At 39.2% G+C, this 24,319-nt stretch carries 16 protein-coding genes; 12 read left to right on the top strand and 4 right to left on the bottom strand.

Annotated elements, in window-relative coordinates; genetic code table 11:
* The first annotated feature begins 66 nt into the window (after positions 1-66).
* Positions 67-1,617 (top strand): sensor domain-containing diguanylate cyclase, encoded by a 1,551-nt coding sequence (locus PMAN_RS10500; RefSeq protein WP_010557022.1) that lies wholly within the window; start codon positions 67-69, stop codon positions 1,615-1,617.
* A 62-nt stretch (positions 1,618-1,679) separates the two neighbouring features.
* Here PMAN_RS10500 and PMAN_RS10495 read toward each other — a convergent pair whose 3' ends face one another.
* Positions 1,680-1,895, bottom strand: a complete 216-nt coding sequence (locus PMAN_RS10495) for a hypothetical protein (protein ID WP_006791468.1) — start codon at positions 1,893-1,895, stop codon at positions 1,680-1,682.
* A 167-nt stretch (positions 1,896-2,062) separates the two neighbouring features.
* Between PMAN_RS10495 and PMAN_RS10490 the strand changes: the two genes are divergently transcribed.
* From PMAN_RS10490 to PMAN_RS10475, 4 genes are all read left to right on the top strand, one after another.
* Positions 2,063-3,970 (top strand): DUF1800 domain-containing protein, encoded by a 1,908-nt coding sequence (locus tag PMAN_RS10490; RefSeq protein ID WP_010557023.1) that lies wholly within the window; start codon positions 2,063-2,065, stop codon positions 3,968-3,970.
* Positions 3,971-3,980: 10 nt separating this feature from the next.
* Positions 3,981-5,321: a DUF1501 domain-containing protein gene (locus PMAN_RS10485; protein WP_010557024.1), complete on the top strand. Its 1,341-nt coding sequence runs from the start codon at positions 3,981-3,983 to the stop codon at positions 5,319-5,321.
* 88 nt (positions 5,322-5,409) lie between these two features.
* Entirely contained in the window at positions 5,410-6,123 is a 714-nt protein-coding gene (locus PMAN_RS10480) for a DUF1499 domain-containing protein (protein ID WP_010557025.1), read from the top strand.
* A 135-nt stretch (positions 6,124-6,258) separates the two neighbouring features.
* Complete coding sequence (locus PMAN_RS10475) at positions 6,259-7,305, top strand: NAD(P)-dependent alcohol dehydrogenase (RefSeq protein WP_010557026.1); 1,047 nt, start codon at positions 6,259-6,261, stop codon at positions 7,303-7,305.
* A gap of 58 nt (positions 7,306-7,363) precedes the next feature.
* Here PMAN_RS10475 and PMAN_RS10470 read toward each other — a convergent pair whose 3' ends face one another.
* Together PMAN_RS10470 and PMAN_RS10465 are read right to left on the bottom strand one after the other, a co-directional pair.
* Positions 7,364-8,566 (bottom strand): MFS transporter, encoded by a 1,203-nt coding sequence (locus PMAN_RS10470; protein ID WP_010557027.1) that lies wholly within the window; start codon positions 8,564-8,566, stop codon positions 7,364-7,366.
* Between the two features lie 296 nt (positions 8,567-8,862).
* Positions 8,863-10,779 carry an alpha/beta hydrolase family protein gene (locus PMAN_RS10465; RefSeq protein WP_010557028.1) on the bottom strand — a complete coding sequence of 639 codons (1,917 nt, stop codon included), beginning with the start codon at positions 10,777-10,779 and terminating at the stop codon, positions 8,863-8,865.
* Positions 10,780-11,021: 242 nt separating this feature from the next.
* On the opposite strand from PMAN_RS10465, the gene PMAN_RS10460 reads away from it, so the two are divergent.
* The 3 genes from PMAN_RS10460 (at position 11,022) to PMAN_RS10450 (ending at position 13,876) form a co-directional block, all read left to right on the top strand.
* A complete protein-coding gene (locus tag PMAN_RS10460) occupies positions 11,022-11,450 on the top strand; it encodes a hypothetical protein (RefSeq protein WP_010557029.1) in 429 nt (142 codons plus the stop codon).
* A complete protein-coding gene (locus PMAN_RS10455; protein ID WP_008132333.1) occupies positions 11,447-11,638 on the top strand; it encodes a helix-turn-helix transcriptional regulator in 192 nt (63 codons plus the stop codon). Before PMAN_RS10460 ends, PMAN_RS10455 begins: the two co-directional genes overlap by 4 nt.
* 108 nt (positions 11,639-11,746) lie before the next feature.
* Complete coding sequence (locus PMAN_RS10450; RefSeq protein WP_010557030.1) at positions 11,747-13,876, top strand: TonB-dependent receptor; 2,130 nt, start codon at positions 11,747-11,749, stop codon at positions 13,874-13,876.
* Between the two features lie 31 nt (positions 13,877-13,907).
* Here PMAN_RS10450 and PMAN_RS10445 read toward each other — a convergent pair whose 3' ends face one another.
* The gene (locus PMAN_RS10445) at positions 13,908-14,078 is read right to left on the bottom strand and encodes a DUF2986 domain-containing protein (protein ID WP_010557031.1); all 171 of its coding nucleotides are present in this window, start codon (positions 14,076-14,078) and stop codon (positions 13,908-13,910) included.
* Positions 14,079-14,248: 170 nt separating this feature from the next.
* Between PMAN_RS10445 and PMAN_RS10440 the strand changes: the two genes are divergently transcribed.
* The 4 genes from PMAN_RS10440 (at position 14,249) to PMAN_RS10425 (ending at position 24,311) form a co-directional block, all read left to right on the top strand.
* Entirely contained in the window at positions 14,249-15,736 is a 1,488-nt protein-coding gene (locus PMAN_RS10440; protein ID WP_010557032.1) for a dipeptidase, read from the top strand.
* Between the two features lie 381 nt (positions 15,737-16,117).
* Complete coding sequence (locus PMAN_RS10435; protein WP_010557033.1) at positions 16,118-16,738, top strand: OB-fold-containig protein; 621 nt, start codon at positions 16,118-16,120, stop codon at positions 16,736-16,738.
* A gap of 62 nt (positions 16,739-16,800) precedes the next feature.
* On the top strand, positions 16,801-18,903 hold the full coding sequence (locus tag PMAN_RS10430; RefSeq protein ID WP_010557034.1) for a flotillin family protein: 2,103 nt from the start codon (positions 16,801-16,803) through the stop codon (positions 18,901-18,903).
* Between the two features lie 80 nt (positions 18,904-18,983).
* Positions 18,984-24,311, top strand: coding sequence for a DNA repair ATPase (locus tag PMAN_RS10425; protein WP_010557035.1), 5,328 nt, complete (start codon positions 18,984-18,986; stop codon positions 24,309-24,311).
* The last annotated feature ends 8 nt before the right edge of the window (positions 24,312-24,319 follow it).

Here is a 24,319-nt window from a genome sequence, read left to right as displayed (position 1 = left end):
TAAAAAACTATAGATAAGCGCTATTCAGAAAATAAATTAAGCTACTTCACACCCTAGGGCCTAATAATGACATTAAGATTTTTTGTAATAATAGGTACTTTAATTTTAATGTGCTTTGTGACTAGCTTATTGGTTAGCTATCGATACTTTTTTACGTTACCAACTATAAATGAAAACATTAAAGACTACCAAAATAGAGAGTTATTAAGCCTAGAAATTGCATTAAACAGAGAGTTTGTTTTCTTAAAAACCCTAAATTACGATTATGCGGTGTGGGATGACTCTTACGATTTCATGACGAGCTTTGATAAAGACTATATTGAGTCAAATTATGTGGACGATACCTTTAAATCACTCAAAATAGATGGTGTATTTATTTACGACATGAACTTTAAACAAGTTTATGGGCATACTTTTGATTACATTCAGGAGAAATCCTTTGAGCTGCCAGAATTTGATCTAAATACTCATTTACCTAACCGTACTATCCTACCTTATAAAAAAAATACGTCAGAACGCTTCGGTTTTTTAAGAACAGAGCATGGTCCTGTTATGTTTGCATCGCACGTAATTCAACGAACAAATAAAACAGGAGAGCCTGTTGGTAGTATTGTTTTTATTAAAAAAGTAAGGAAATCACAAGTTGCTATGATGGCAGAAGTGGCGCAAGTAAAACTTAGCTACTCAATAATAAATGACGATAGCGCAACACAAAATTTACTTGTTTTAAATGGTGGAATCCAAAATGAGGGAATAGCCACTGAGCGACAAAGAATATTGCTAGACATAAATGGTAACCCATTACTGACAATGAATATTGATCATCACCATCAAAGGTTGCCTGTGTTATTTGACTTGTATTTAATTATTATTTTAATAATGTTTTTTGTAGCCTCTTTAATAGGTTTTTTTGTTGTTAATCGTTTTTTTATTACACCATTAATTAATGGCGCATCGGCAATCAATTTAATGTTACTTAAAAATGACCTTCAACCGCTTCATTTTAAAAATCAGTTTTTAGAAATGCGTGTACTTATAAATGGTTTTAATTCCTTAATAAAAGAGGTCAAAAAACAAAACGAACAACTTGAAAAAATAAGTAAAATAGACGAGTTAACGCAAATTTATAACCGACGTGCCTTTGAAGAAATTTACACATTACAGTGGCATGCTGCACACAATCAAAAAACAACGTTGGGATTAATGCTAATTGATGTTGATTACTTTAAGTTGTACAACGACTGTTATGGTCATCAAGAAGGAGATTGTGCCTTACAAGCACTATGTGGTGTTTTAAAAGAAACTGCCCAATCAAATAATGGTATAGCAGCACGTTATGGAGGTGAGGAATTTATAATGCTGTTTAACCAGCTTTCGTTTGAGCAATTTGAACTAATATCTCAACAATTACGAAAAAATGTAAATGCGCTTAAATTACCTCACAAAGGCTCTAAAGTAAGTGATGTTTTAACTATAAGTGTAGGCTGTGCTTTTGCAACGGCAAAGGCTATGGATAATGAAAGCATCACAGCCAAATCATTAATTAAAGATTCAGACGTTATGCTGTACGAGGCAAAAAACACCGGAAGAGACAGAGCCTTAATTAAATCAATATAATTAAACCAGCATCGCGAATTGTTACTATTAATGCTAAAAAGTTTAATACATATTACGTTGCACTAAACTTCTTTTCCTCCATGTTGCTCGGCTAAATCATCAAGCTCGGCAATGGTATAATCGAAGCCTGTTTCGTCGTAATCATAGCTTACTTTTACGCTATCCCCTCCATTAAAAAGACGTGTTTTAACATCGTTCACTGGCCAGTTTTTTAACTCATGTAAAAAACGGTTGGCCACTTGCGATGATTCAAAACGATAACTAATTTCTGTTTTCATGTATGAGTCTCTGGCTGTTTAACCCCCGTAGTTTGTGCAATTTTGAACGTTAGTCAAGTTTCGATTACAAAAAATAAAAGGAAAAAATGTAAATTTTGTGTTTCAATTAATGCATTAAACTAAGTAGGCAATTGCTTACTTAAACCAAAATATCATGGCGATTTAACATGCATTATAAATTAGTTTTGATAGTAAGTTCAGTCTTTTTTCTTAGTGCCTGCGGTGGTTCTGGCTCAGATGATACCCCAACCGTTAATGGTAACAAACTTCCTTCTTTAACCCTGTCGGGCTTACCCAGTGATATCACAAAAAGCCAAACTATTGAGCTAAAAGCAACAGCCAGCGATGCTGATGGCAGCATCGCAAGTGTAATTTGGAAACAAACTTCGGGGCCTACGGTGTTAAGTGAGTCAGTAAACGCAAGCTCAGTTAGCGTTAAATTGGCTGATGCACTAACTTACACGCCTTCAGAGTATGCGTTTAATGTTACCGCGACCGATAACGAAGGGGCCACTACCGTTAAAACGATCAATTTTTTTGCCCGTAATAGCATGGATGCATTTTCTGCAGCTCGGTTGTTGCATCAAGGAAGCATGGGGCCAACGCTTGTAGAAATACAAAACGCGCAAGGTCAAAGTGAGCTGCAATGGCTTGATGCCCAACTGGCATTGCCCATTAACTATCATCGTGACTATATGGTGTTTACTAATGACGATGAAGATTTTAGGTATATAAGCCGAATAGACGCGTGGTGGAAAGCCGTAATGCAAAGCGACGATCAACTACGCCAGCGCGTGGCCTTTGCGCTGAGTGAAATACTTGTAGTGTCTGATCTCAATAACGATTTACGCTCTCAGCCTGAGGGCATGGTGACATATTACGATTTACTGCTAACGCATGCATTTGGTAATTTTCGTGATTTACTTGAGGCGGTAACTTTATCGCCAATCATGGGCACTTATCTTAGCCATTTGGGTAACGAAAAGGCCGATGATGCACTTAATATTCGCCCCGATGAAAACTATGCCCGTGAGGTTATGCAGTTATTTACTATCGGGCTTGATGAGCTAAACCAAGACGGTACCGCTAAATTAGACGCTAACGGTAATACTATTGCAACGTATGGCCAAGCAGAAATAGAAGGGTTTGCTCGTGTATTTACAGGGTGGACATTTGCAGGCAGTGAAACATTTAAGCGCAAAAGTCGCGACTATGTTGCGCCCATGCAAGCATTTGAAGAGTACCATTCACAAAAGCAAAAAATGTTATTAAACGGCGACATTATTCCCCAAGGGTATGGTGCGCAAGAGTCGTTACAACTAGCGCTTGATAATTTATTTAACCATCAAAATGTAGCGCCTTTTATCAGTAAGCAGTTAATACAACGACTAATTACATCAAACCCTACGCCGCAATATGTAGAGCGAATTGCCAGTGTATTTAATGATAATGGCGAAGGCGTTCGAGGTGATCTAGCAGCAGTAGTAAAAGCTATATATTTAGATGATGAAGCTCGTCATTATGGCAGTGTATTAAGCTACCAAGGTAAAATAAAAGAACCGCTTCTTAAAACAGTCCAATTTTGGCGAAACCTAAACGCAAGGTCACCCGAAGGTTATTACAAAACATGGAATTTAGTTGACCGATATGGGCAAGGGCCTATGCAGTCGAGTTCGGTGTTTAACTTTTTTAGACCTGACTACCAGCCTGCTCAGTTGCGAACAAATTCATTAGTGGCTCCTGAGCTACAAATAGCCGGCGATGCAACGATTATAGGCACCATGAACGAGCACTTTGCCGATTTAGTGTGGAGTACTGCCGAGGCACACACGGATTTAAATCCAAGCGGTATTTATGTTTACATCATTAACGATATGAATACTTTGCAAAACAATGGGGTTAACTACTTACTCGATCAATACAACGTACTGTATTTTGCAGGCTCTATGAGTAGTGACACACGCCAAGCATTATTAGATTTAGATGCCTATTTTGATGACGATCAATATCGCGAACGGGTATCGTATTTACTTTATATGATTGCTATTTCACCTGAATTTAATTTGCAGTACTAGGAGAGACATAATGAGCATTAATAGAAGACAATTTTTGTCGTTATGTTTAAAAGGCGGTGTATCGGCAGCCGCACTGACTAGTTTGCAACTACAAGCGCTTACAGGCTCTGTTAATGCAGTTGAACTAGGCGACTACAAAGCACTAGTATGCATTTTTTTATATGGCGGTAACGATTCACTCAACATGTTGGTACCCCTTGAAGGCGAGCAGCGTAGTTTGTACGAACAAAGCCGACAAAATTTAGCGGTTGCATCGCCAATTACTTTAAATACTGCAACCCAGTTTGCAGGTGGTGTAGGGTTGCACCCATCATTGTCGCCTATTCAACGTGTTTTTAATGAATCTAATTTAGCGTTTGTTGGTGGGGTGGGTACCTTGCTTGCGCCAACAAGTTATAACGATTACAAAAATAATGCAGTGGTGTTACCTAAGCACTTATTTTCTCATAATGATCAGCAAGCATCTTGGATGTATGGCCGTGAAAAACAGTCGCTGAACAGTGGTTGGGGAGCACGTTTGTTAGAGCGTTTAAATCAGCAGGATCAGTTTGCTGCCAATGTGTCGTTAGATGGAACTAATCTGTGGCAAACAGGCAGCCAAACAAAAGCGTTTGCACTAAATAAAAGTGGGATTAGTCGTATAAATGCATTTGGCGGTTATCAACCACGCACAGACCATGTAACTAACATTATGAATCGTATAATGGGCAATACTCATCATCCGCTTAGTGATGCTTATGCCAAAAGCTTTAATTCGGCTATTAACAATACTCAAACTATGAACAATGCGTTAGAGACTGCCCCAGAGCTGATAACACCATTTAGCGATTCTAGTGTTTCTCAGCAATTGGCCGCAGTGGCAAAAGCAATTAGTGTGCAGTCTACTTTAGCAACACAGCGCCAAGTGTTTTTTGTTTCAATGGGCGGGTTTGACACCCACGACAACCAATTAGAAACCCACCCGCTTTTGTTAAATTCATTAGCGCAAAGCTTGAGCGAATTTAATAGCGCAATGCAAGAGCTAAATATGGCAGACAAAGTAACGACCTTTACGATGTCGGACTTTGGTAGAACGCTGACCTCAAATGGTGATGGCACCGATCATGGTTGGGCTGGCAATCAACTAGTAATGGGAGGAGCGGTTAAAGGAGGCGATATTTATGGTGAATTTTTAACGCAGCATTTAGACGGCCCGCAAGACGTTGGCAGTGGCAGGCTCATCCCAAGCGTGGCAAATGAGCAATACTTTGCCTCATTGGCGCAATGGTTTGGTGTTCCATCATCTGAATTGAGCGATATTTTTCCTAATCTTACTAACTTTGATCGCACAACATTGGACTTTTTTATGTAATTAGTTGCTAATGGTAAACCAAAATCAAGCACGTGCAGTATAAGTGCTGTTTACAAAATAACAATTACACACAAAATGGAGCACAATAATGAAGATTTTAGTCAGCTTGGTGAGTTTAATCGCCTTTTTACTGGTTGTATTACCTGGCCCTTTATACAAGTTTGGCGTGGTTGATTTAGGCCTTGCTTTTACAGGCTTTAGATACGGCGTGTATGTGGGTGGTGCAGCACTTGTTTTACTGCTAGTACAGTTAATATTTATGCGTAAAACCGCTTCATTTGGTAGTGCTATCGTTGCTGTAGTATTTTCTGTGGTTGCTATTGCTATGCCGCTTAACATGATGAATAAAGCCAAAAATGTACCGCCAATTCATGATATTTCAACTGACTTGGTTAACCCGCCTAAGTTTGTTGCTATTGCACCACTTCGCGCTGACGCACCAAATCCAGTTGAATACGCAGGGGAAGAAACCGCGGTACAACAACGTAAAGCTTACCCAGAACTAACAACCCTTAACTTTGCACAGTCGCAAAGTGATTTAATTGCAGCAACCGAGCAAGCAATTAAAAACTTAGGCTGGGAATTGGTAAGCGCTAATAAACCACTTGGTTTAATAGAAGCAACAGACACCACAACGTGGTTTGGCTTTAAAGACGATGTTGTTGTTCGTATTGTTGATGAAGGTACTGAGCGATTTGTTGATATAAGAAGTAAATCACGTGTTGGTCGCAGCGATTTAGGTAAAAATGCCGAGCGCATTAATACTTTAATTGACGAAATTAACGCAGAGCTTACTAAGTAACACTACCTTAATTATTAGTATGTGATTGAGCCCAAATAATATTTGGGCTTTTTTGTGGCTGCTTTTCAGTTTGTATTCACTCCTCAAAGTACATACTCAATGCGTTTTAAATTTTTAAACAACTATGGAGTTATGATGAAAACAGTAGGATATGCTGCAAAAAGCCAAGGGTCTGAGCTTACAGAGTTTGAGTTTGAACGCCGCGATTTACGAAATAACGATGTAGAAATTGAAATTTTATACTGCGGAGTGTGCCATTCAGATTTACACGCCGTTAGAAACGATTGGGGCGGTGTAAAATACCCACTCGTGCCAGGCCATGAAATTGTTGGCAAAGTTAAGTCGGTTGGTAGCGATGTTAAAAAATACAAACAAGGTGATACCGTTGGCGTAGGCTGTATGGTTGATTCGTGTAAAAGCTGCGATCAGTGCGGCAATAATGAAGAGCAATTTTGCCGTGAGGGCATGGTTGGCACATATGCCGGTAAAGACAGAGAAACCGGAGAAATGACCCAAGGTGGGTACTCTAAGCATGTTGTAGTTCGTGAAGAGTTTGTACTTTCAATACCACAGAGTTTAGATCTCTCACGCGTTGCACCGTTGTTATGTGCAGGTATTACTACGTATTCTCCACTACATAAATGGGGCGTTAAAAAAGGCAGCCGTGTTGCAGTTGTAGGCCTTGGTGGCTTAGGTCATATGGCGGTAAAAAATGCCGTAGCAATGGGTGCTGAGGTAACTGTTGTAGGCCGAAGCGAATCTAAAAAAGAAGATGCTGTTAAACTTGGTGCCCAGCATTACTTAGTTTCAACAAATGATGACGAAATGAAAGAATCACAGTCAGCATTTGATGTGATCATTGATACAGTGCCAGTTAAGCACGACCTATCAATTTATACACCGCTATTAGACATAGATGGAGCATTAATTATTGTTGGTCAAGTGGGGCCTGTTGAAGAGTTAAATACAGTGCCATTATTAATGGGACGACGTCAGGTTGCAGGTTCACTTATAGGTGGTATAGCAGAAACTCAGCAAATGCTCGATTTTTGTGGTGAAAACAATGTATTACCTGAGTGTGAAATGATTAACATTGACGAAATTAACACTGCATACGAACGTATGGAAAATTCAGATGTACGTTATCGTTTTGTCATTGATATGGCGTCGTTAGATTCGTAAAAATTTATTGATATGAAAGTAAAAGAGCGGCTTATCAGTCGCTCTTTTTGTGTTGTGATTAATTAACTGTGTTTAAATTGGGTGACTTATTAAGTTGTAAATAGCTCAGCAACCACATTCCTAAGCCACCTAAAAATAATGCCGCAGCCACATAGCCAGTTTGATTTGGCGCAGCCCCTTTGGCAATCGCGATTCCACCTACCCACGGGCCAATTGCGTTTGCTGTATTAAATGCACATTGAACTAATGCGCCTATCATCGCGTGACCCTCAGGTGCTACATCCATGAGTAGGCTTTGAATTAATGTCGCTAAACCGACACTACATCCGATGAAAAAAATAACCGCATAAAGCACCCAAATATTATAACTTGCCGAAACATAAGCAAATGCAAAAATAATAGTGCATACAAGCGCAAAGCCTGTTGTTTTTATTGCCGACTTGTCTGCAGCTTTTCCTAAAACGTAATTACCCAGTGTACAGCCAATGCCAAACATTACCATTGCCACCGAGATAGTATAAGGCGCTGTATTTGTTACATCTAAAATGGTGTCAGCAATGTAGGTATAAATACAAAAAACACCACCAAAGCCAATAATAACAATGCCTAGAATTGACCATACGAGCTTGTTTTTGAGCACACCAAACTCGTTTAATAAGTTAGAGGGTTTAGCGTTGTCTATGTTGGGCACGACTTTATAAACTAAAATAAATGCAACAAAAGCAATCGCTGCGGCACCAGCTAAACAGTAACGCCAACTTAAATTTTGGCCTACCAATGTTACAACGGGCACACCAACAATAGTTGCAATGGTTAATCCCATAAATACTTTTGACATAAAGCTGGCTCGTTTACCTTGCGGCGCAATATCAGATGCAAGCAAAATGGCAGCACCAAAATAAGCGCCATGGGGCAATCCACTCAAAAACCTAAATATGATTAACTGCTCTAACGACGTAGCCAATGCACTAAGCCCATTAGATACACACATTAAACTTAAAAAAATCAGCAGTGCTTTTCGTTTTCGCATATTAGCCGTTGAAAGCATTAACACAGGTGCACCAACCACTACGCCTATAGCATACGCGCTTATAGCATAACCACTTTGAGAAGGTGTAGTACCAAATGTTTCGCTTATGAGGGGCAACATTGGCATCATCGAAAATTCAGATAAACCTAAAATAAAGGTGCCTAACGCCAGCACAATTAAAATAGCCGTTTTATTTAGCTGATTGGGTATTGATGTAACATCAGGTTTCATAAACCCCCTTTGAATTAGATGTTTAAATATAAAAAGTAACGCCAGAGCAAAAAAGCACTATGGGTTATAAATGTAAAAAATTATGAAATGAATATAGAAAAACTTGAGGCATTTAGTTTAAGTTAAGCGGTAGGCTAAGTCATTAGATAGAGTTAAATAAATACGATTTATATTATTTAATGCTGGTGGGCATAACTTTTGGATGCTATTAAAAGCAGTGGAAGCTATGTAAGATTGTTTTTTAGTGGAGCGGATGAAAGTGCCAGCATTTATGCTGGCACAATTTTATTGGCGTATTATTTTAGGCTCTCTGCAAAAAATTCAGCCATTTTTGTGTAGAAATCAGAGATGTTTTTAGGTTGATGAAATCCATGCCCTTCGTCTCTCACCATTGACTCATATGGATAGCCTATTTTATCAAGCGCTGATGTTAATGCTTCATATTGTTCCATAGGAACCCTTACATCGTCCTCGCCATGGGCAATAAACAGCTTGGCTTTAATTTTATCAACATTAAATGAAGGAGAGCGAGCTTGCATATCTTCCATGTTGGTACCATGAACCATGTCTAAATACTTTCGACCTGACTCTCTGGTGGGGATATCGCCGCTTTCTTTCATTTCTGGAATTGAATATACACCCACATAACCAATTGCACACTTGTACAGGTCTGGCTCCCTAATAACGCCCATTAACGTAGTGTAACCACCGTAGCTACCACCATAGATACATATTTTATCTTTATCTATTATCCCTTCATTAATAGCCCAGTAAGTGGCATCGGTAACGTCGTCTTGCATTTCGCGTCCCCATTTTTTATAACCACTTTCCTCAAACTCGCTGCCATAGCCACCAGACCCTCTAAAGTTTACTTGAAGTACAGCGTAACCTAATGAAGCCATGTACTGAGTTTCAGGGTTGTATTGCCAGAAATCTCTAGGTCCATGTGGGCCGCCATGCAAGTAAACAATTGCAGGTAAGTTTTTATCAGCAGCTCCTTTTGGTATGGTTAAATAGCCGTTTAATTCAACGCCATCTCTTGCTTTTATTTTAAAAGGTTCAGTCATAGAGAGGCTTTTTTTATCTATCTGAGGAGCACTTGAGGCAATAAAAGTCGCTTTTTTATTTTTAGTATCGTACAAGTAAAAAGTAGTTGGCGAATTATCAGCTTCTACAGAAAACACAGAAAGACCTTTTTCTTTAGAGTGGCTTGTAAATTGTAATCGGTAATTTTTAAATGTGTCACTTAGCTCTTTAAATATTGCATTTTCACCCTTTGCATCAAAGTATTGATATTGAGGGTAATCAGGGTCAAACGTAGCCCCTATAACATCTCTGTTAGGACCAAATATTGGCGTTGAAATATCAACACTGTCATTTGACGCTAAAAGTGTCAGTTCTTCACTTTCAAAGTTAAGGCTGTAAATAGCAGTAGTTTTTCTGCCCGAGTCACTCATTAAGAAGGCCTCGTTACCCTCTAGGTTCATACCTAAAAAACCTAACGCATCTCCTTTTTCAAAGTTCAGTTTAGCAAGATTTAAAGACTGCCAATCGCTGTTCACTTTTTTCTTAAAATAAACACTTAAATCGCCTTTGCCAAGCTCTTGCTCTTCATCTTCTTCATAATGAAATGCCAATCTAGGGTTACCCGAAATATCGGTAGTTATACCAAATACGTCGTCTTTAGGTTGGCCGCCTACATAATCCATTTTTCCGTTATAAATATTTAATTTATGAACATTAACGGCAAAGTCATCATTAAAGTGACCTTTGGCGACTAGAATGTTTTCTTTATCATTTGGAAGGGTGCTAATGACTTCTAAAACTGACGTGTTTGAGAATAGAATTTCACGTCTTTTTGAACCATCGTAATTAGCAACAACATAATATGGGCGTCCGCCTTTGGTATCTAAAAAGCCAACTGTTTTAGCTACTGACATCATAAATCTTTCGTCATTTAACCAGGTGACATTACGTATTTTTTGATTTTCGCCAAATGCAAATGCGGCCGTTGTTTTTCCTGATTCTCTTTCAAGGATGACCAGCTTTACTTCAGTATCTTCTCTGTAAGTGAGTGAATAATATTTCCCACTAGGTGAAATTTTAACTTGAACGTATCCGCTTTTATCAAAGAAATCTTCTAACGTATTTTTACTATATGAGTTAAAGCTTAATAACAATAAGCATAAAACTATAAGCCTTGTAATTAACATTTTATATCCTTAATTTTTTAGAGTATTTATTAAATATCATGGCTACTTGTTACTTAATATTTAATAACGTAATTCTATTGTTATTTTTATCTTTTTAGAAGTGCTGCTGGATACATTTTACTGGAGATTTGTAACACATTGTAATGTCAATAAAGCCAATCTTTATGTAAAGCTTATTTGACTTGCGGTTGTTTTTGTACAAGTATAGTAAAGTACACTTTACTTTTTGAGAGGGTTAAAAAATGCAAACACAATTAACGTTAAAGCAGCGTCAAAAAATAAACACGACTAATTTAGCTAAGTGGACGCTTATTTGGTTACTATCGCTAGCCATTTGCTCGTTTGGTCCGGTTTTAATTTGGGATCATAATAACGTGGTGAGTGGCTTTTTTATTGTCGTAAATGTTGTTGTGGGCACTGCAATGATCATAGCTAATAAACGCAACTTACAGGGGCTTGATGAGTTACAGCAAAAAATACATTTAAGTGCAATGGGTTTTACGCTTGGGGCGGTTGTGGTCGGTGGGCTTGCATATAGTAACTTACAATTAAGTGGCATTATTAGCGTGCGGGCTGACATACCAGACTTGATGTTTTTAATGGGCGCGGTTTATTTAATTAGTACCTACATACTTAACAAACGCTACAGCTGTGATGAGGGCGACGAATGAAAAACCGCTTAAAAGTACTCAGGGCTGAACGAAATTTAACACAAGCCAAACTAGCAGAATTATTAGATGTATCACGCCAAACTATTAACGCAATAGAAAAAGGCAAGTTTGATCCCAGTTTACCTTTGGCGTTTAAAGCAGCGCGGTTATTTGAATTAAAAATAGAAGATATTTTTGATGATGAATAACGCCGTCGTATTTAAAATAAAATGAGTAAAGTGCGACAATTTGTCGCGCTTTTATTCTAGCCTCAAGAATTATAATTAGTCCAACTATTACAGTGGCATAATTATAAAATGGCAGATTTAAGCAACACTCAAAACACATATTTATTAACGCCTTTGGCTTTTTTTGTAGGCAGCATATTTTCTTCAGTAGTCTTTGCAGAAGACACCTCTTTAGAAGTTATTGAGGTTCAGGGACATTCGCAAAATAAACACCTTGCACTTGGCTCTGCAGAATCATTACTAAATGATTTAGGGGTGGATTTTTCTGCTGCAGGTGGGGTGTCTAATTTGCCTATTTTAAATGGCTTGATGGGGGATAGAGTAAAAGTATTAGTCGATGGGGCTGATGTTACAGCGGCATGTGCTAATCATATGAACCCTCCGCTTTCGTATGTTTCTGCTAATCAAATTACGGCTTATCATGTTATTGCGGGTATATCAGCGGTAAGTGCCGGTGGCAATAATATTGCCGGGGTGATAAGCGTAAATACTATTTCACCACAGTATAGCCAAAGTAATGAGCTTAACTGGCACTCAGGCTATGTATCTGCTCAATATAATAGCGTAAACAATGCGCGAAAAGTGGGGGTAGGAGCACGTATTGCGAGCAATACCCTGAGTTTTAATTACCAAGGTGCGTTTAGTGATGCCAAAAGTTACGACGACGGAAATGGAGACTTGGTATTAGATACCTTATATCGCGTGCAAAACCATGCGCTTTCTGCAGCAATACGAGACGAAAAACAACAGTTTGTAATTAAGCTTACACATCAAAAAATACCTTATCAGGGCTTCGCCAATCAGTATATGGATATGACTGATAACACAAGTTATGGCGCAACGGCCCAGTACAAGCGTGTATTGGAAAACAGTGAATTGGAAGCCCAACTTAATTGGCATGATGTTAAACACGAAATGGGTTTTTTTAGCGCTGAAAAAACAGGCATGATGCCAATGAATACAGATGCGAGCGATATAAGCTCTCAAATTAAATGGCGTTTAAACCTAGGTAGCAATAGCAGCCTATTACTTGGGCAAGCATTTTATGATTACCGAATTGATGATTGGTGGTCTGCTGTTGAAGGTTCCGCCATGATGGGCCCAAACGATTACATTAATATAAATAATGGTCAGCGTAAGCGTATTGCAGCATTTGCAGAATTTGAGAGCCAAATAAATACTAAGTTGTGGTTAAATTCAGGTATACGTGTTGAGCATGTAAATACTCGTGCTGACGATGTTCAGCCATATAACGAAGGTATGGCAATGATGGCTATGAGCGCCATGCCAATGCAGCCCAGTAACGCAAGTGCCGCTGCTGCTTTTAATAGCAAAGAGCACGATAAATCAGACACGGTGGTTGATATCAGTGTACTACTTAATTATCAGCTTACTCATACTGACGAGCTACAGCTTGGTCTTGCTCGCAAAAACAGAGCACCTAATTTGTATGAGCGATACAGCTGGGGTGTGAGCAATATGGCAACCACCATGATTGGTTGGTACGGTGATGGCAATGGCTATATAGGCAACCAAAATTTAGAAGTAGAAACCGCGCATACAATAAGCTCTACTTATATTAAATCGGCTCAAAACGACGACTGGCAAGTAAGTGCTAACATTTGGTATACCAATGCATCTGACTACATTGATGCAGACCTCGTCAGGTCTTTTAATCGATTTGGCTTAGAAAACACAGCACGTAACATACTTAAATTTACTAATACGGATGCCGTATTGTATGGGGTTAAGTTAGATTTAGCCGCGAATATTCATCAATCTAAAGCACTCGGTAATTGGCAATTAAATGCAAATATTACTAATACACGTGCAAAGCGAGATGATACCAACCAGCCGCTTTATCAAATAAAACCACTGTATACTAAGCTTGAAATAAGCCAACAACTGGGCCGCTTTGAAAATACGCTGTCGTGGCAATGGAATGATGCTAAAACACGCGTCGATAACAACCGATTAGAAAACCAAACCGATAGCTACAACATTGTAAATTTAGGTTCAAAAGCGTCATGGGGCGACTTAACGTTAAGTGCACAAGTGAGTAATTTGTTTGACGAATACTATCAGCTACCGCTTGGTGGGGTGAGCATTGCGCAGCTTAAAAAAGGCGAAAGCACGGGTTTTGAGCAGCTCGCAGGGCAGGGGCGTTCGTTTAATATAGGGATGAGTGTCGCATTTTAAGGCGATTATATAATTTACAACTAAGAGCAGGTTACGGCTGCTCTTGGTTTTGTTCAATTTGGGTTGATTGTTCTGCTTGTTGTTCTAGCTTTTCGCGCTCTGCTTTTGATATATACGCGGGCTTATTACTTTTGTGTAATTTAGCGTTAGCGCGTTTGTCTTTCTTTTGAAACTTAGTGACTATTTTTTTACGACGATTCACACTGATTTACCCCAATTATTTTAAGCCGCTTATTATACCGCTATCCATATTAAAGCCGCCATATAAATATTTACACTTAATAGTTTGTTAAATTACCGCAAAGCGCTATTTGTAATGCCGTGTGGGCGCTATAATTAAAGCCCTTAGTTATTAATTAAATGGAATAAGTTTTGAAAAAGTTAGCTTTAGCCAGTGCTCTTTTGTTCGCATTTAGCGCGCACGCACAGTTACATAAAAATATTGATAATGTTGCCGATTACGCTGTAAATACCTACCAAAATGCGCAAGTACACACGCTAACTAACTTAGTTGCTTTTCCTACAGTAAATAAAGATTCAATACCCGCACCACAAAACCCAGATTTTATTAACTTTAAATCGGTATTAAAAATGAAAGCTGCCGAGCTTGGGTTCGACTACCAAGACCTTGGTTACACCGTGCTTATTGGCATGGGTAAACAAACAGACAAGGTAACAGTGGTAACACACGGTGATGTGCAGCCAGCTAATGCGAGTAAGTGGAAGCAAAACCCCTTTATTATTGATACCTCAGAGCCGGGTAAATTAGTAGGCCGTGGTACCGAAGATGACAAAGGCGCTATCGCTACTGCGCTTTACGCCATGAAAGCGATTAAAGATAAAGGCATAGAGCTCAATAACCGCATTGAGCTGATGATTTATCTGGCTGAGGAGTCTGATTGGGGCCCACTTACTGAGTTCATGAAAACATACGAGCAACCAAAGTATGCAGTAACCATTGATGCATCATACCCGGTAGTGGTTGCTGAAAAAGGTTGGAGCTTAATTTCTCCTACATTTAATGCCATATCAGATCAAAAAGCAGTGTATGTAAGCGACCTTGCTGGTGGTGCTTTCAAAAGCCAAATACCAGAAGATGCAAGTTTAGTACTGCATAATGCAAACAATGCGCTAGTTAACCAACTAAAAACAAAAGCAAAGCAACTAAATCAAGTTGAATTTAACTTTAGTAAAAAAAATAACGCCATTGCCATTAATGTAAAGGGCATGTCTACCCATTCTTCTGAGCCCGAATCTGGCGTGAACGCCATTGCACATTTAGCCGAGCTATTTGATGGAATCGCACTTGAAAACAATAGCGATGGACAGCTTATTAAATTTGTAAATCAACTGATAGGGTTAGATCTTCACGGTAAGCAGTTTGGCGATATTGCCTATAAGCATGACTTTATGGGCCCAATGACCGTAGCCCCAACCGTCATTGAGCGCAGCGGGAATAAGCTAACGTTAGCTGTTAATGCTCGTCGCCCTGTTGGTAAAAGTGAAGATGTATTAAAGCAACAAATAGAGACAGCCGTTAATCAATGGCAAGCTAACAATAACGTTATACTCGAGAGTATAGATACAGTGATAGGTAATCCTATGCTGTTAGACAATGCGCCGCATGCGCAAAAGCTACTTGATATATTTAAGCACTTTACCGGCGACGAAAAAGCCGATTTTGTATCAATTGGCGGAGGCACTAACGCAAAACTATTTGATAATGCAGTATCGTTTGGACCTTCAATGCCTGGTAAACGTTATACAGGCCACTCTGAGCATGAATTTATTACACTTGAGCAATTAGAGCTTAATTTACGCATGTATACCGCAATGATGATTGAGCTTGGTAATATGTAAGCTCATAAGTGTTTTAATATGAAAGCCGCCTTGCTTAACTAGTAAGGCGGCTTTTTTGTATCTGTTAAAATTGGACCACTAAGCGAATATTGTATTGATCGTAGTTATTATTATCAGTGTAACTTGCAGTGATATAGTAGCTATCGTTAAAAAGTCATACGTGCAGATAGAATATTTCAATCTAAAAGTAAGTGAGCTAAATTGACCGTTGAAAAATGCCTACAAATAGTGGGTTTATAATGAGGTAATAAAAATAGAGGTGAGCTATTTACAATTCTTTATAAACCACTGGCTAATTATTATAAAAAACTTAACAAACTCTCTTCAAAATGGTAAAAATCATACTGTGTAAATGTATTAATACAGATGGATAGCAGTAATATGGACTTTTTGAATTTAGCACTTACGTTTCCTACCATTATTTTCACGGCCCTGCTTTTGGTTGTAATCCTTTTTTGGGTGATCACTTTATTAGGCTTTGCTGACATTGATATGTTTGAATCTGATTTAGACATAGAGCCCAGTTCATCTAATTCAAATAGCGCCCATTCAGCGTCAAACTTTGGTTTTGGCAGTATTCCTATTACGGTATCAATTAGTTTAGTGGTTATGCTTAGCTGGCTAATTAGTATTTATGCACATAAGTTTTTTGCTTACCTACTTGGTGATGGTGTTTTATTTTATGTGTTTGGCTTTGTGATGCTGGTAGTAAGCGCGATTATTGCTTTACCAATTGCAGTAATTATTTCAAAACCATTACAACGCTTTTTCTCAAGTGTAGAAACTTCTCGCAGTAGCGACTTATTGGGTCTTGAATGCACGGTTGTTACTGGAAAAGTGACACCAACGTTTGGTCAAGGCAGAGTTAATTTTCAAGGCACTGAGCAACTCATTGAAATTAGATCGCATGATGAATACCCCTTCAGCGCAGGTGATACGGTAATATTACTTGAGCATATAAAAAAGCAGCATTGTTATATTGTTACTGCTAAACCTTGGTAACACAACGCCGTTTTTTGCTGTAAATAACACATAATAAATCGATAATTACGTTAGGACATAACATGGAATTTTTAGATAACTTACTACCTATATTAACGTTTGTAGGTATAGCGATAGCGGTCATTTTTGCTATTTTGTTAATTGTTGGCAAGTTTTATCGCAAAGTGGAACAAGGCCAAGCTCTCATTATAAATAAAATGAAAAGTGAGCCAGACGTTACCACTACCGGTGGCATTGTTTACCCTGTTATCCATAAAATGGAAGTGATGGATATTTCAACAAAGCGCATGGTACTTGAACGTAAAGACAAAGGCGGCTTGATTTGTAGAGACAATATACGTGCCGATATCGCCATTACGTTTTATATTCGTGTTAATGAAAACAAAGACGATATTTTACGTGTAGCAAAGCAAGTAGGTTGTGCACGTGCATCAGAGCATGAAACGCTGCAAGAATTATTTGAAGCTAAGTTTTCAGAGGCACTTAAAACGGTTGGTAAGCGAATGGATTTTGTTGAGTTATTTACTCACCGAAACGAATTTAGAGACAACATTAAAGAAGTGATAGGGCAGGACTTATCTGGCTATACACTTGAAGATGTTGCCATTGATTACCTAGAACAAACGTCGATTGAAAAGCTTGATTCACAAAATATTCTTGATGCAGAAGGTATTCGTCGTATTACCGAAATGACGGCAGCGCAAAATGTATTAACCAATCAATTAAAATGTGATGAGCGCGCAAAAGTAGAAATACAAAACCAAGAAGCCACTGAGAAATCACTTGAAATAGAACGCCAAAAGCAAGATGCAATGTCGCGTCAAGTTCGTGAAATTGAAACCGTTAAAGCGCGTGAACACGCCGAAGCTGAAAAAGTACGCCACGAAGAGCGTTTAAAATCAGAGCAGGCGCGTATTCAATCTGAAGAGTCAATTGGAATTAGCGAGCAAAACAAGCAACGAGAGCTTGATATTGCAGAGCAAAACCGACTGCGAGTACTGGGTATTGAGGAAGAAAAAGTTTTACGCTCTCGTGAAATAGAAGTGATTGAACGAGAAAGAGAAACTGAAATTTTACGAATTAATAAAGAAAAAGCACTTGAAGTAGAACGTAAAGAAATTGCTGATGTAGTGCGCGATCGCGTAATAGTAGAAAAGTCGGTAGCTGAAGAGCAAGAGCGTATTAAAGATGTGCAGGTTTTAGCGGGTGCAGAGCGTGAAAAAGACGCCATTATTATTCGTGCAAAAGCAGAAGCAGAAGAAGCACTAGTTAAAGATATTGAAGCCGCTAAAGCGCAAGAGCAAGCCGCTGAATTTAAAGCTCGTGAACTTGAAACAATGGCCAATGCAGAACTGCGTATTGCTAACCAGCAAGCAGAGTCTAAAAAGATACTTGCTCAAGCACAACAAGTTGAAACCGCAGCGCAGGGCTTAGCTGAAGCTGACGTTATAACAGCTAAAGCACAAGCAAACGCAATGCAGGGTGAAGTAGACGCTAAAGTATTGCGTCAAAAATTAGAAGCAGAAGCACAAGGTAACCGTGAAATAGGGCTATCTCAAGCGCAAGTGCAAACAGCCATGGCTGATGCGAATGAGAAACAAGGTGAAGTTGAAGCCATTAACCTTGAACGTAAAATGCTTGCAGAGGCCAAAGGTCTTGAAGAAAAACTACAAGCGCTTAATGCGATGGACCAAGATGCCCGTGACTACGAAAGCTTTACACTACAACTAAACCAGCAAAAAGAGCTAGTGCTGGCTAAAATTGAGGCAGGTAAAGACATAGCAGAGCATCAAGCTCAAGTGATGAGCAAAGCACTAGGCGATGCCGATATTAATATTATGGGCGGCGATGGCCAGTTCTTTAACCAGTTTATGAGTGCTATTAGCTTAGGTAAATCAATAGATGGTTTAGTAGATGAAAGCAAAACAGTACAAACTGTATTTAAAGATCACTTAAATGGCGATCGCAATTTAATTGAGGATTTGAAAGGAGTATTAGCGGGCGCTAACGGCTCAGCTGAAACCATGAAAAACCTTAATATGAGTAAATTATTAAAGCAATTGAGTAACACCACAGCGGCTGAAAAAAGCCAATTACTAAGTATGCTAGGGAGCAATATGGGCAGCGGCCTTGACGAGAAAATAAAACTCGACCCGCAAGACTAACTCCCTCTCAATCTATAGCCGTAATTTATTTACGGCTTTTTTGATCACACATACAAAAGTAATACTGCAGGAAAGGTTTAATGACGGACTCAACACAACATGCTTTAGAGCAGGGATCGTACGATTTAATTAAGCGTCGCTTAAATAATTTTGGCGCAACACTCAAAACGCAAACAGATAACGTTAATTCGCAGCGTATTAGCGAGTTTGGTAGTACAGAGCTTCAAGTTAAAGGGCGCGTGCGTGCGCGCACCGAGCAAAACTGTACGCCTCGCGATATTGTGATTGTAGGCGACAAGGTTATTTTTGCTTACAACGTGTTTTTGGGTCTGAAAAAAGAAACCTCAATTGATGATGTATTTAGTGTGCACAAATTGGTTCAGCAAGAGGACCACTTTGAGATTGAACCCTACCCAGAAAAAACCTTATTTTTAACCGATACCCGTTTTATTAGAGATTTTGAAGAGCTTTATACTTACTACAAGCAAACCAAGCTACAGCACTTATATCAACAAAACGGTAAGTTATTTGCGTTGTTTCAGATTGGTGAAAAGCTCTCTGACGTGCGAGTGTTTAGATGGGAGATACACCCAGATAACACTATTCATTATATTGATAATCGCGGTGAACGCGATATAAAGCATGCACACGATTATGATTTTGAATGGCAAGAAACAGACCGCAGTGACCATGTTGAAGGGCGTCACGGTCATATAAATATTGCTGATACCGTATTTGTTGAAACCATTGGTGGCACACTCACCATAAAAATAGAAAACAGCACCGAAACCGGCGAAGGCATTCATCAAGAACCTGTTGAAGATAAAAACCAATCGCTTGCTGATAGCGAGGTTGAATACGCGCAAGTGGGTGACTTGATTTTACTTAAAATTTTGCCATACCGAGAAAAGCAGTGGCGCTATTTTATTTTTAACAGCCGCACTTTGCAGGTTACGCGTCAAGATGCCATTGGTAGCGCATGTGTTACGCTGCCTGAAGACCATGGTATTATTTTCCCCGGTGGTTACTATTTGCAGTCGGGACAGGCTCGCTCATTTGAAGAACAAATTGATGATTTAGAATTTCATCGCCAAGTTAAATCGCCCAATGGCGAAGATGTATTGTATGTATTTTATGAGCCAAGCGAAGGACGCTATGCTTTATTTGCTTACAATATTATTGATAAAAACTTACAAAACCCAATCTACTGTCACGGTTATGGTATTTACAACGATGGCATAGCGTTAACCTTCAAAGCCGATAACGAACAAGCTGAACGCGTACACCCAATCCAAATATGGCAAAGCCCATTTGTATCAGCTGAGTTTGCCGCCAATGCACCTGCTTTAACGAGTTTTTTTGGAAAAATTGGTAACCCCGATTTAGTACGCGGTATTTCAGATTTATATAGCGTATGCAAAGCGATTAACGAGCAAAGCCCAAGTTTGTTTCACTACGAAGATATGATTTCGCTGAGCCGAAATATATTTGATCGCTACCATTGGCTCAACGAAAGTGAGTTTGCTGACATAGCGCAAAGCTTGCACAGTATTTTTGAGACAGCAGAACAAGTACTTGATGAGTTTGAAAAAGTAACTGAAATACAGAACAAAGCTAAGCAAGCACTTGCAGATATAACTAAACAGTACACAGAAGTAACACGAGAGGTTCGCCCCGATAGCTTTAAAGCGGTGTCTGAATTTGTTACGGCAATAGACGCGTTAAAAGTACTAAAAGGGCAAATAATCAGCCTTGAAGATATTAAGTACATAGACACCGATGCGCTTAACCAGTTACAAGCTGATGTAGATGAGCATTTGAGCGGTGTAAGCCAAGCTACTGCAGCTTTTTTACAGCAATCAACAGCACTCGAGCCGTATCATAAAAAGTTAAAAGAGCTCGAAGAGTTAAGTGCTAAGAGTGAAAGCGTAACCGAACTCAAAACCTATGTTGCTGAGCTTGATAAACAAAGTGTGGAACTTGATTTACTTAACCACACAATGCTTGATTTAGACATAGACGATAGCCGTATTCGCACCCAAATTTTAGAAGATATTAGCGGTGTATATGCGTTAGTTAATAGGGCAAAAGCAGGCATAGAAATACGTCAAAAAAGCTTAGGCAGTGTTGAGGCTAAAGCTGAGTTTGCCGCTCGTTTTAAGTTGTTTTCGCAAAGTATTACTAATGCATTAAATAATGCAAAAACCCCTGAGGCGTGTGACGATCAATTATCGCGTTTGCTAATACAGCTAGAAGAGCTCGAGTCGCAATTTAGCGATTTTGATGAATACCTTAGTGAAATAATAGCCAAGCGCGATGACGTTTATGAAAGCTTTGAAGCACATAAGCAAAGCCTAATTGATGCGCGTCAGCGACGTGCGCTTAATTTAGCAAATGCCGCAGAGCGTATTTTACAGGGCGTTAATCGACGTTCGCAAAGCTTCACTGAGTTAGATGCATTAAACACCTACTTTGCAGCTGATCCGATGATCAGTAAGTTACGAGCACTTACGCAAGAGTTAAAAGATATTGGCGACGAAATACGTGCCGATGATATTCAGTCAAAACTAAAAGCAAGCAAAGATCAGGGCATTCGCTCATTACGTGATAAACAAGATATATTTACCGATGGCGGTAATACGGTAAGTATAGGTAAACACGCATTTAGTGTTAATAAACAATTACTTGATTTAACGTTACTGCCTCGTGATGAGCAGCTAATGCTGCATTTAACAGGGACCGATTACTTTGAGCCGATTACCGACGCAAAAAGTGTTGAAACATTAGCGCAAAGCCGTCACTTGTGGCAGCAAGCGCTCGTGTCTGAAAACAGCGCTATTTATCGTGGTGAATATTTAGCTGCACAAATGTTATTAGCCTGCGAAAATAGTGAGCATGCACTTACATTTACACAATTACAGCAAGCTAAAGACAACGGTACGCTTTTAAATGTAGTGCAAAAATTTGCAGAGCCCCGTTACCAAGAAGGTTACGAAAAGGGCATTCACGATCATGACGCAAGCGCAATAATAGAGTCTTTACTTAATCAAAAAAGCACCCTTGATTTACTCATTTACCCAGTAAGTTGTAGGGTAGTAGCGCAGCTTTACAGCGCACAATTGTCAGCAGAACAGTTGGCTACTTTTTATCACCAAGCAAAAAATGCATTGTTGATGGAAACGCACTTTGGCGCAATTAACTTTATTAGCGCTTTAACATCTCAACTGAGTGAATATATCAGCGAGTTTTTAAATACGATACCTCGTATGCTTGTGCACTTTAGTAATTTATCAAGTGAGCTCAGCGCAGCATATTTAATTAAGCAATTGGCGCAGCAAAAAAGTGCAGATGAGCCTCTGTTTATAGTATCTCAGCAAGCTAAAAACCTCGCCGAGCAGTTTAATAGTGATGCAAATAGTAAGGGGTTTAGCAAAGAGCTAACCCAAGCTAATACCACACTTAATAGCACAGATGAGCGCGGTCTACTTTATTTAAGTTGGCTAAATGCCTATTGTTTACAACACAGTAATATTAGCGCTGAAGTTCAAGCTGAAGCTGCGAATTACCTTCATTTAACAGCCTCTACTTCTTTCAAATACAGCGTTTTAGATGTAAATGCCGATTACACTGTTAGTGGATTAATGGGGCAGCATAAGCAAATAAGTGAGCAAACACTTCAAGTTGATTATGCGTCGTTTTATGCACGCACGCGAGAGTATATTACTGAACAAGTCCCTGCCTTTGAGCAATACCATTCTCTACGCAGTGAAATTTTAGCTGAGCAAAAAGAGCGCTTACAATTAGATGAATTTAAAGCGCGGCCTTTGAGTTCATTTGTGCGAAACCAGCTTATTAATAAAGTGTACTTTCCAATTATTGGCGATAACTTAGCAAAACAAATTGGCTCAGCGGGTAAAAACAAACGCACCGATTTAATGGGGATGCTATTACTTATATCGCCGCCTGGTTATGGTAAAACTACGTTAGTTGAATACGTGGCTAACCGCCTAGGCTTAACATTTGTAAAAGTAAATTGCCCGTCAATAGGGCACGACCAAGTATCACTTGACCCATCTCAAGCCATTAACGCAACTGCCGAAAAAGAGATTGCTAAAATCAATCAAAGCTTTGAAATGGGCAATAACGTAATGCTTTATTTAGATGATATTCAGCATACAAACCCTGAATTTTTACAAAAGTTTATTTCGCTATGTGATGGCTCGCGCCGAATTGATGGCGTGTGGAATGGCAAAAGTAAAACGTATGATTTACGTGGTAAAAAGTTTGCTGTGGTTATGGCGGGTAACCCCTATACCGAATCGGGTGAGAGCTTTAATATACCGGATATGCTTGCTAACCGTGCCGATATTTATAACTTAGGTGATACGTTAGCAGGGTGCGAGCAAGAGTTTGCAATGAGCTTTATAGAAAATGCCCTTACATCTAACTCCGTGCTTGCACCGCTGGCAAACAGAAATATGGACGATTTATACAAATTTGTGCGTATTTGCCAAGGTGAAGATATACCACTTAACGAGCTTGAGTATGGTTACTCACAAGCTGAGGCAAACGAAATTAAAGCGGTAATTAATAAACTGATCACTATTAGAGACACCGTATTAAAAGTAAATGCGCAATATATTGCTTCAGCTGCGCAAGACAACAACTACCGTACAGAGCCGCCGTTCAAGCTACAAGGTAGCTACCGTAATATGAATAAAATGGCTGAAAAAGTTGTAGCAGCTATGAATGACGAAGAGCTCGAGAATTTAATTTGCGATCATTACCGAGGTGAGGCTCAAACACTCAGTAAAGGTTCTGAAGAGAATCTACTTAAGTTAGGTGAACTGCGAGGTACCGCCACAGCGCAAGAACAAGCGCGCTATGAGCAAATTAAAGGTGACTTTGTTAGGTTAAATAAACTTGATGGTGCAGGTAGCCCGGTAATGATGGCGGTTGAGCAAATGGGATATTTGCATGAGGCGTTAGAGGGCATTGCAAGTAAGCTCAGTAAAAGTAACTTAAGTTATGATTACAATGCATCAATTGGCACGGTTGGCGAAGGTTTGGCCAATTTAGATAACCGTCAGAGCTTTAATTTACTTAATGAAACACTTCAAAGCTTATTACACCAAGCGCCAGATAAAAGCAGTGTAGCAGAGCTAATTAGTGTCATTGAGAAAAGTAGCGCACATTCTCAGTTAAGCGAACTCAATAAAACACTCAATGCTAATAATGTTAATCAAACAATTACGATGTTTGGGCAGCAGTTAGGTGAGGTTATTGCACAAAATACTAATCAGGACGAAATTAAAGTGTTAACTGAAACCCTAAGTCAGGCAATTGCTAATAATGATATAAAACAGCAATTAACCCAATTAGTGAAGGCATGGTCAGGTAAGCAGTAGGTTAGACT

This window comes from Pseudoalteromonas marina, assembly GCF_000238335.3.
GTDB classification, from domain to species: Bacteria; Pseudomonadota; Gammaproteobacteria; order Enterobacterales; family Alteromonadaceae; genus Pseudoalteromonas; species Pseudoalteromonas marina.
Note: the sequence above shows the minus strand (reverse complement) of the source record. Positions and strands in the feature narration are given on the sequence as shown.

Coding starts and splice junctions, on each gene's coding strand:
- PMAN_RS10455 (WP_008132333.1), top strand. CDS start 11,447: ATGAAAAACCGCTTAAAAGTACTCAGGGCTGAACGAAATTTAACACAA.
- PMAN_RS10490 (WP_010557023.1), top strand. CDS start 2,063: ATGCATTATAAATTAGTTTTGATAGTAAGTTCAGTCTTTTTTCTTAGT.
- PMAN_RS10435 (WP_010557033.1), top strand. CDS start 16,118: ATGGACTTTTTGAATTTAGCACTTACGTTTCCTACCATTATTTTCACG.
- PMAN_RS10430 (WP_010557034.1), top strand. CDS start 16,801: ATGGAATTTTTAGATAACTTACTACCTATATTAACGTTTGTAGGTATA.
- PMAN_RS10475 (WP_010557026.1), top strand. CDS start 6,259: ATGAAAACAGTAGGATATGCTGCAAAAAGCCAAGGGTCTGAGCTTACA.
- PMAN_RS10470 (WP_010557027.1), bottom strand. CDS start 8,566: ATGAAACCTGATGTTACATCAATACCCAATCAGCTAAATAAAACGGCT.
- PMAN_RS10460 (WP_010557029.1), top strand. CDS start 11,022: ATGCAAACACAATTAACGTTAAAGCAGCGTCAAAAAATAAACACGACT.
- PMAN_RS10480 (WP_010557025.1), top strand. CDS start 5,410: ATGAAGATTTTAGTCAGCTTGGTGAGTTTAATCGCCTTTTTACTGGTT.
- PMAN_RS10495 (WP_006791468.1), bottom strand. CDS start 1,895: ATGAAAACAGAAATTAGTTATCGTTTTGAATCATCGCAAGTGGCCAAC.
- PMAN_RS10425 (WP_010557035.1), top strand. CDS start 18,984: ATGACGGACTCAACACAACATGCTTTAGAGCAGGGATCGTACGATTTA.
- PMAN_RS10465 (WP_010557028.1), bottom strand. CDS start 10,779: ATGTTAATTACAAGGCTTATAGTTTTATGCTTATTGTTATTAAGCTTT.
- PMAN_RS10485 (WP_010557024.1), top strand. CDS start 3,981: ATGAGCATTAATAGAAGACAATTTTTGTCGTTATGTTTAAAAGGCGGT.
- PMAN_RS10450 (WP_010557030.1), top strand. CDS start 11,747: ATGGCAGATTTAAGCAACACTCAAAACACATATTTATTAACGCCTTTG.
- PMAN_RS10500 (WP_010557022.1), top strand. CDS start 67: ATGACATTAAGATTTTTTGTAATAATAGGTACTTTAATTTTAATGTGC.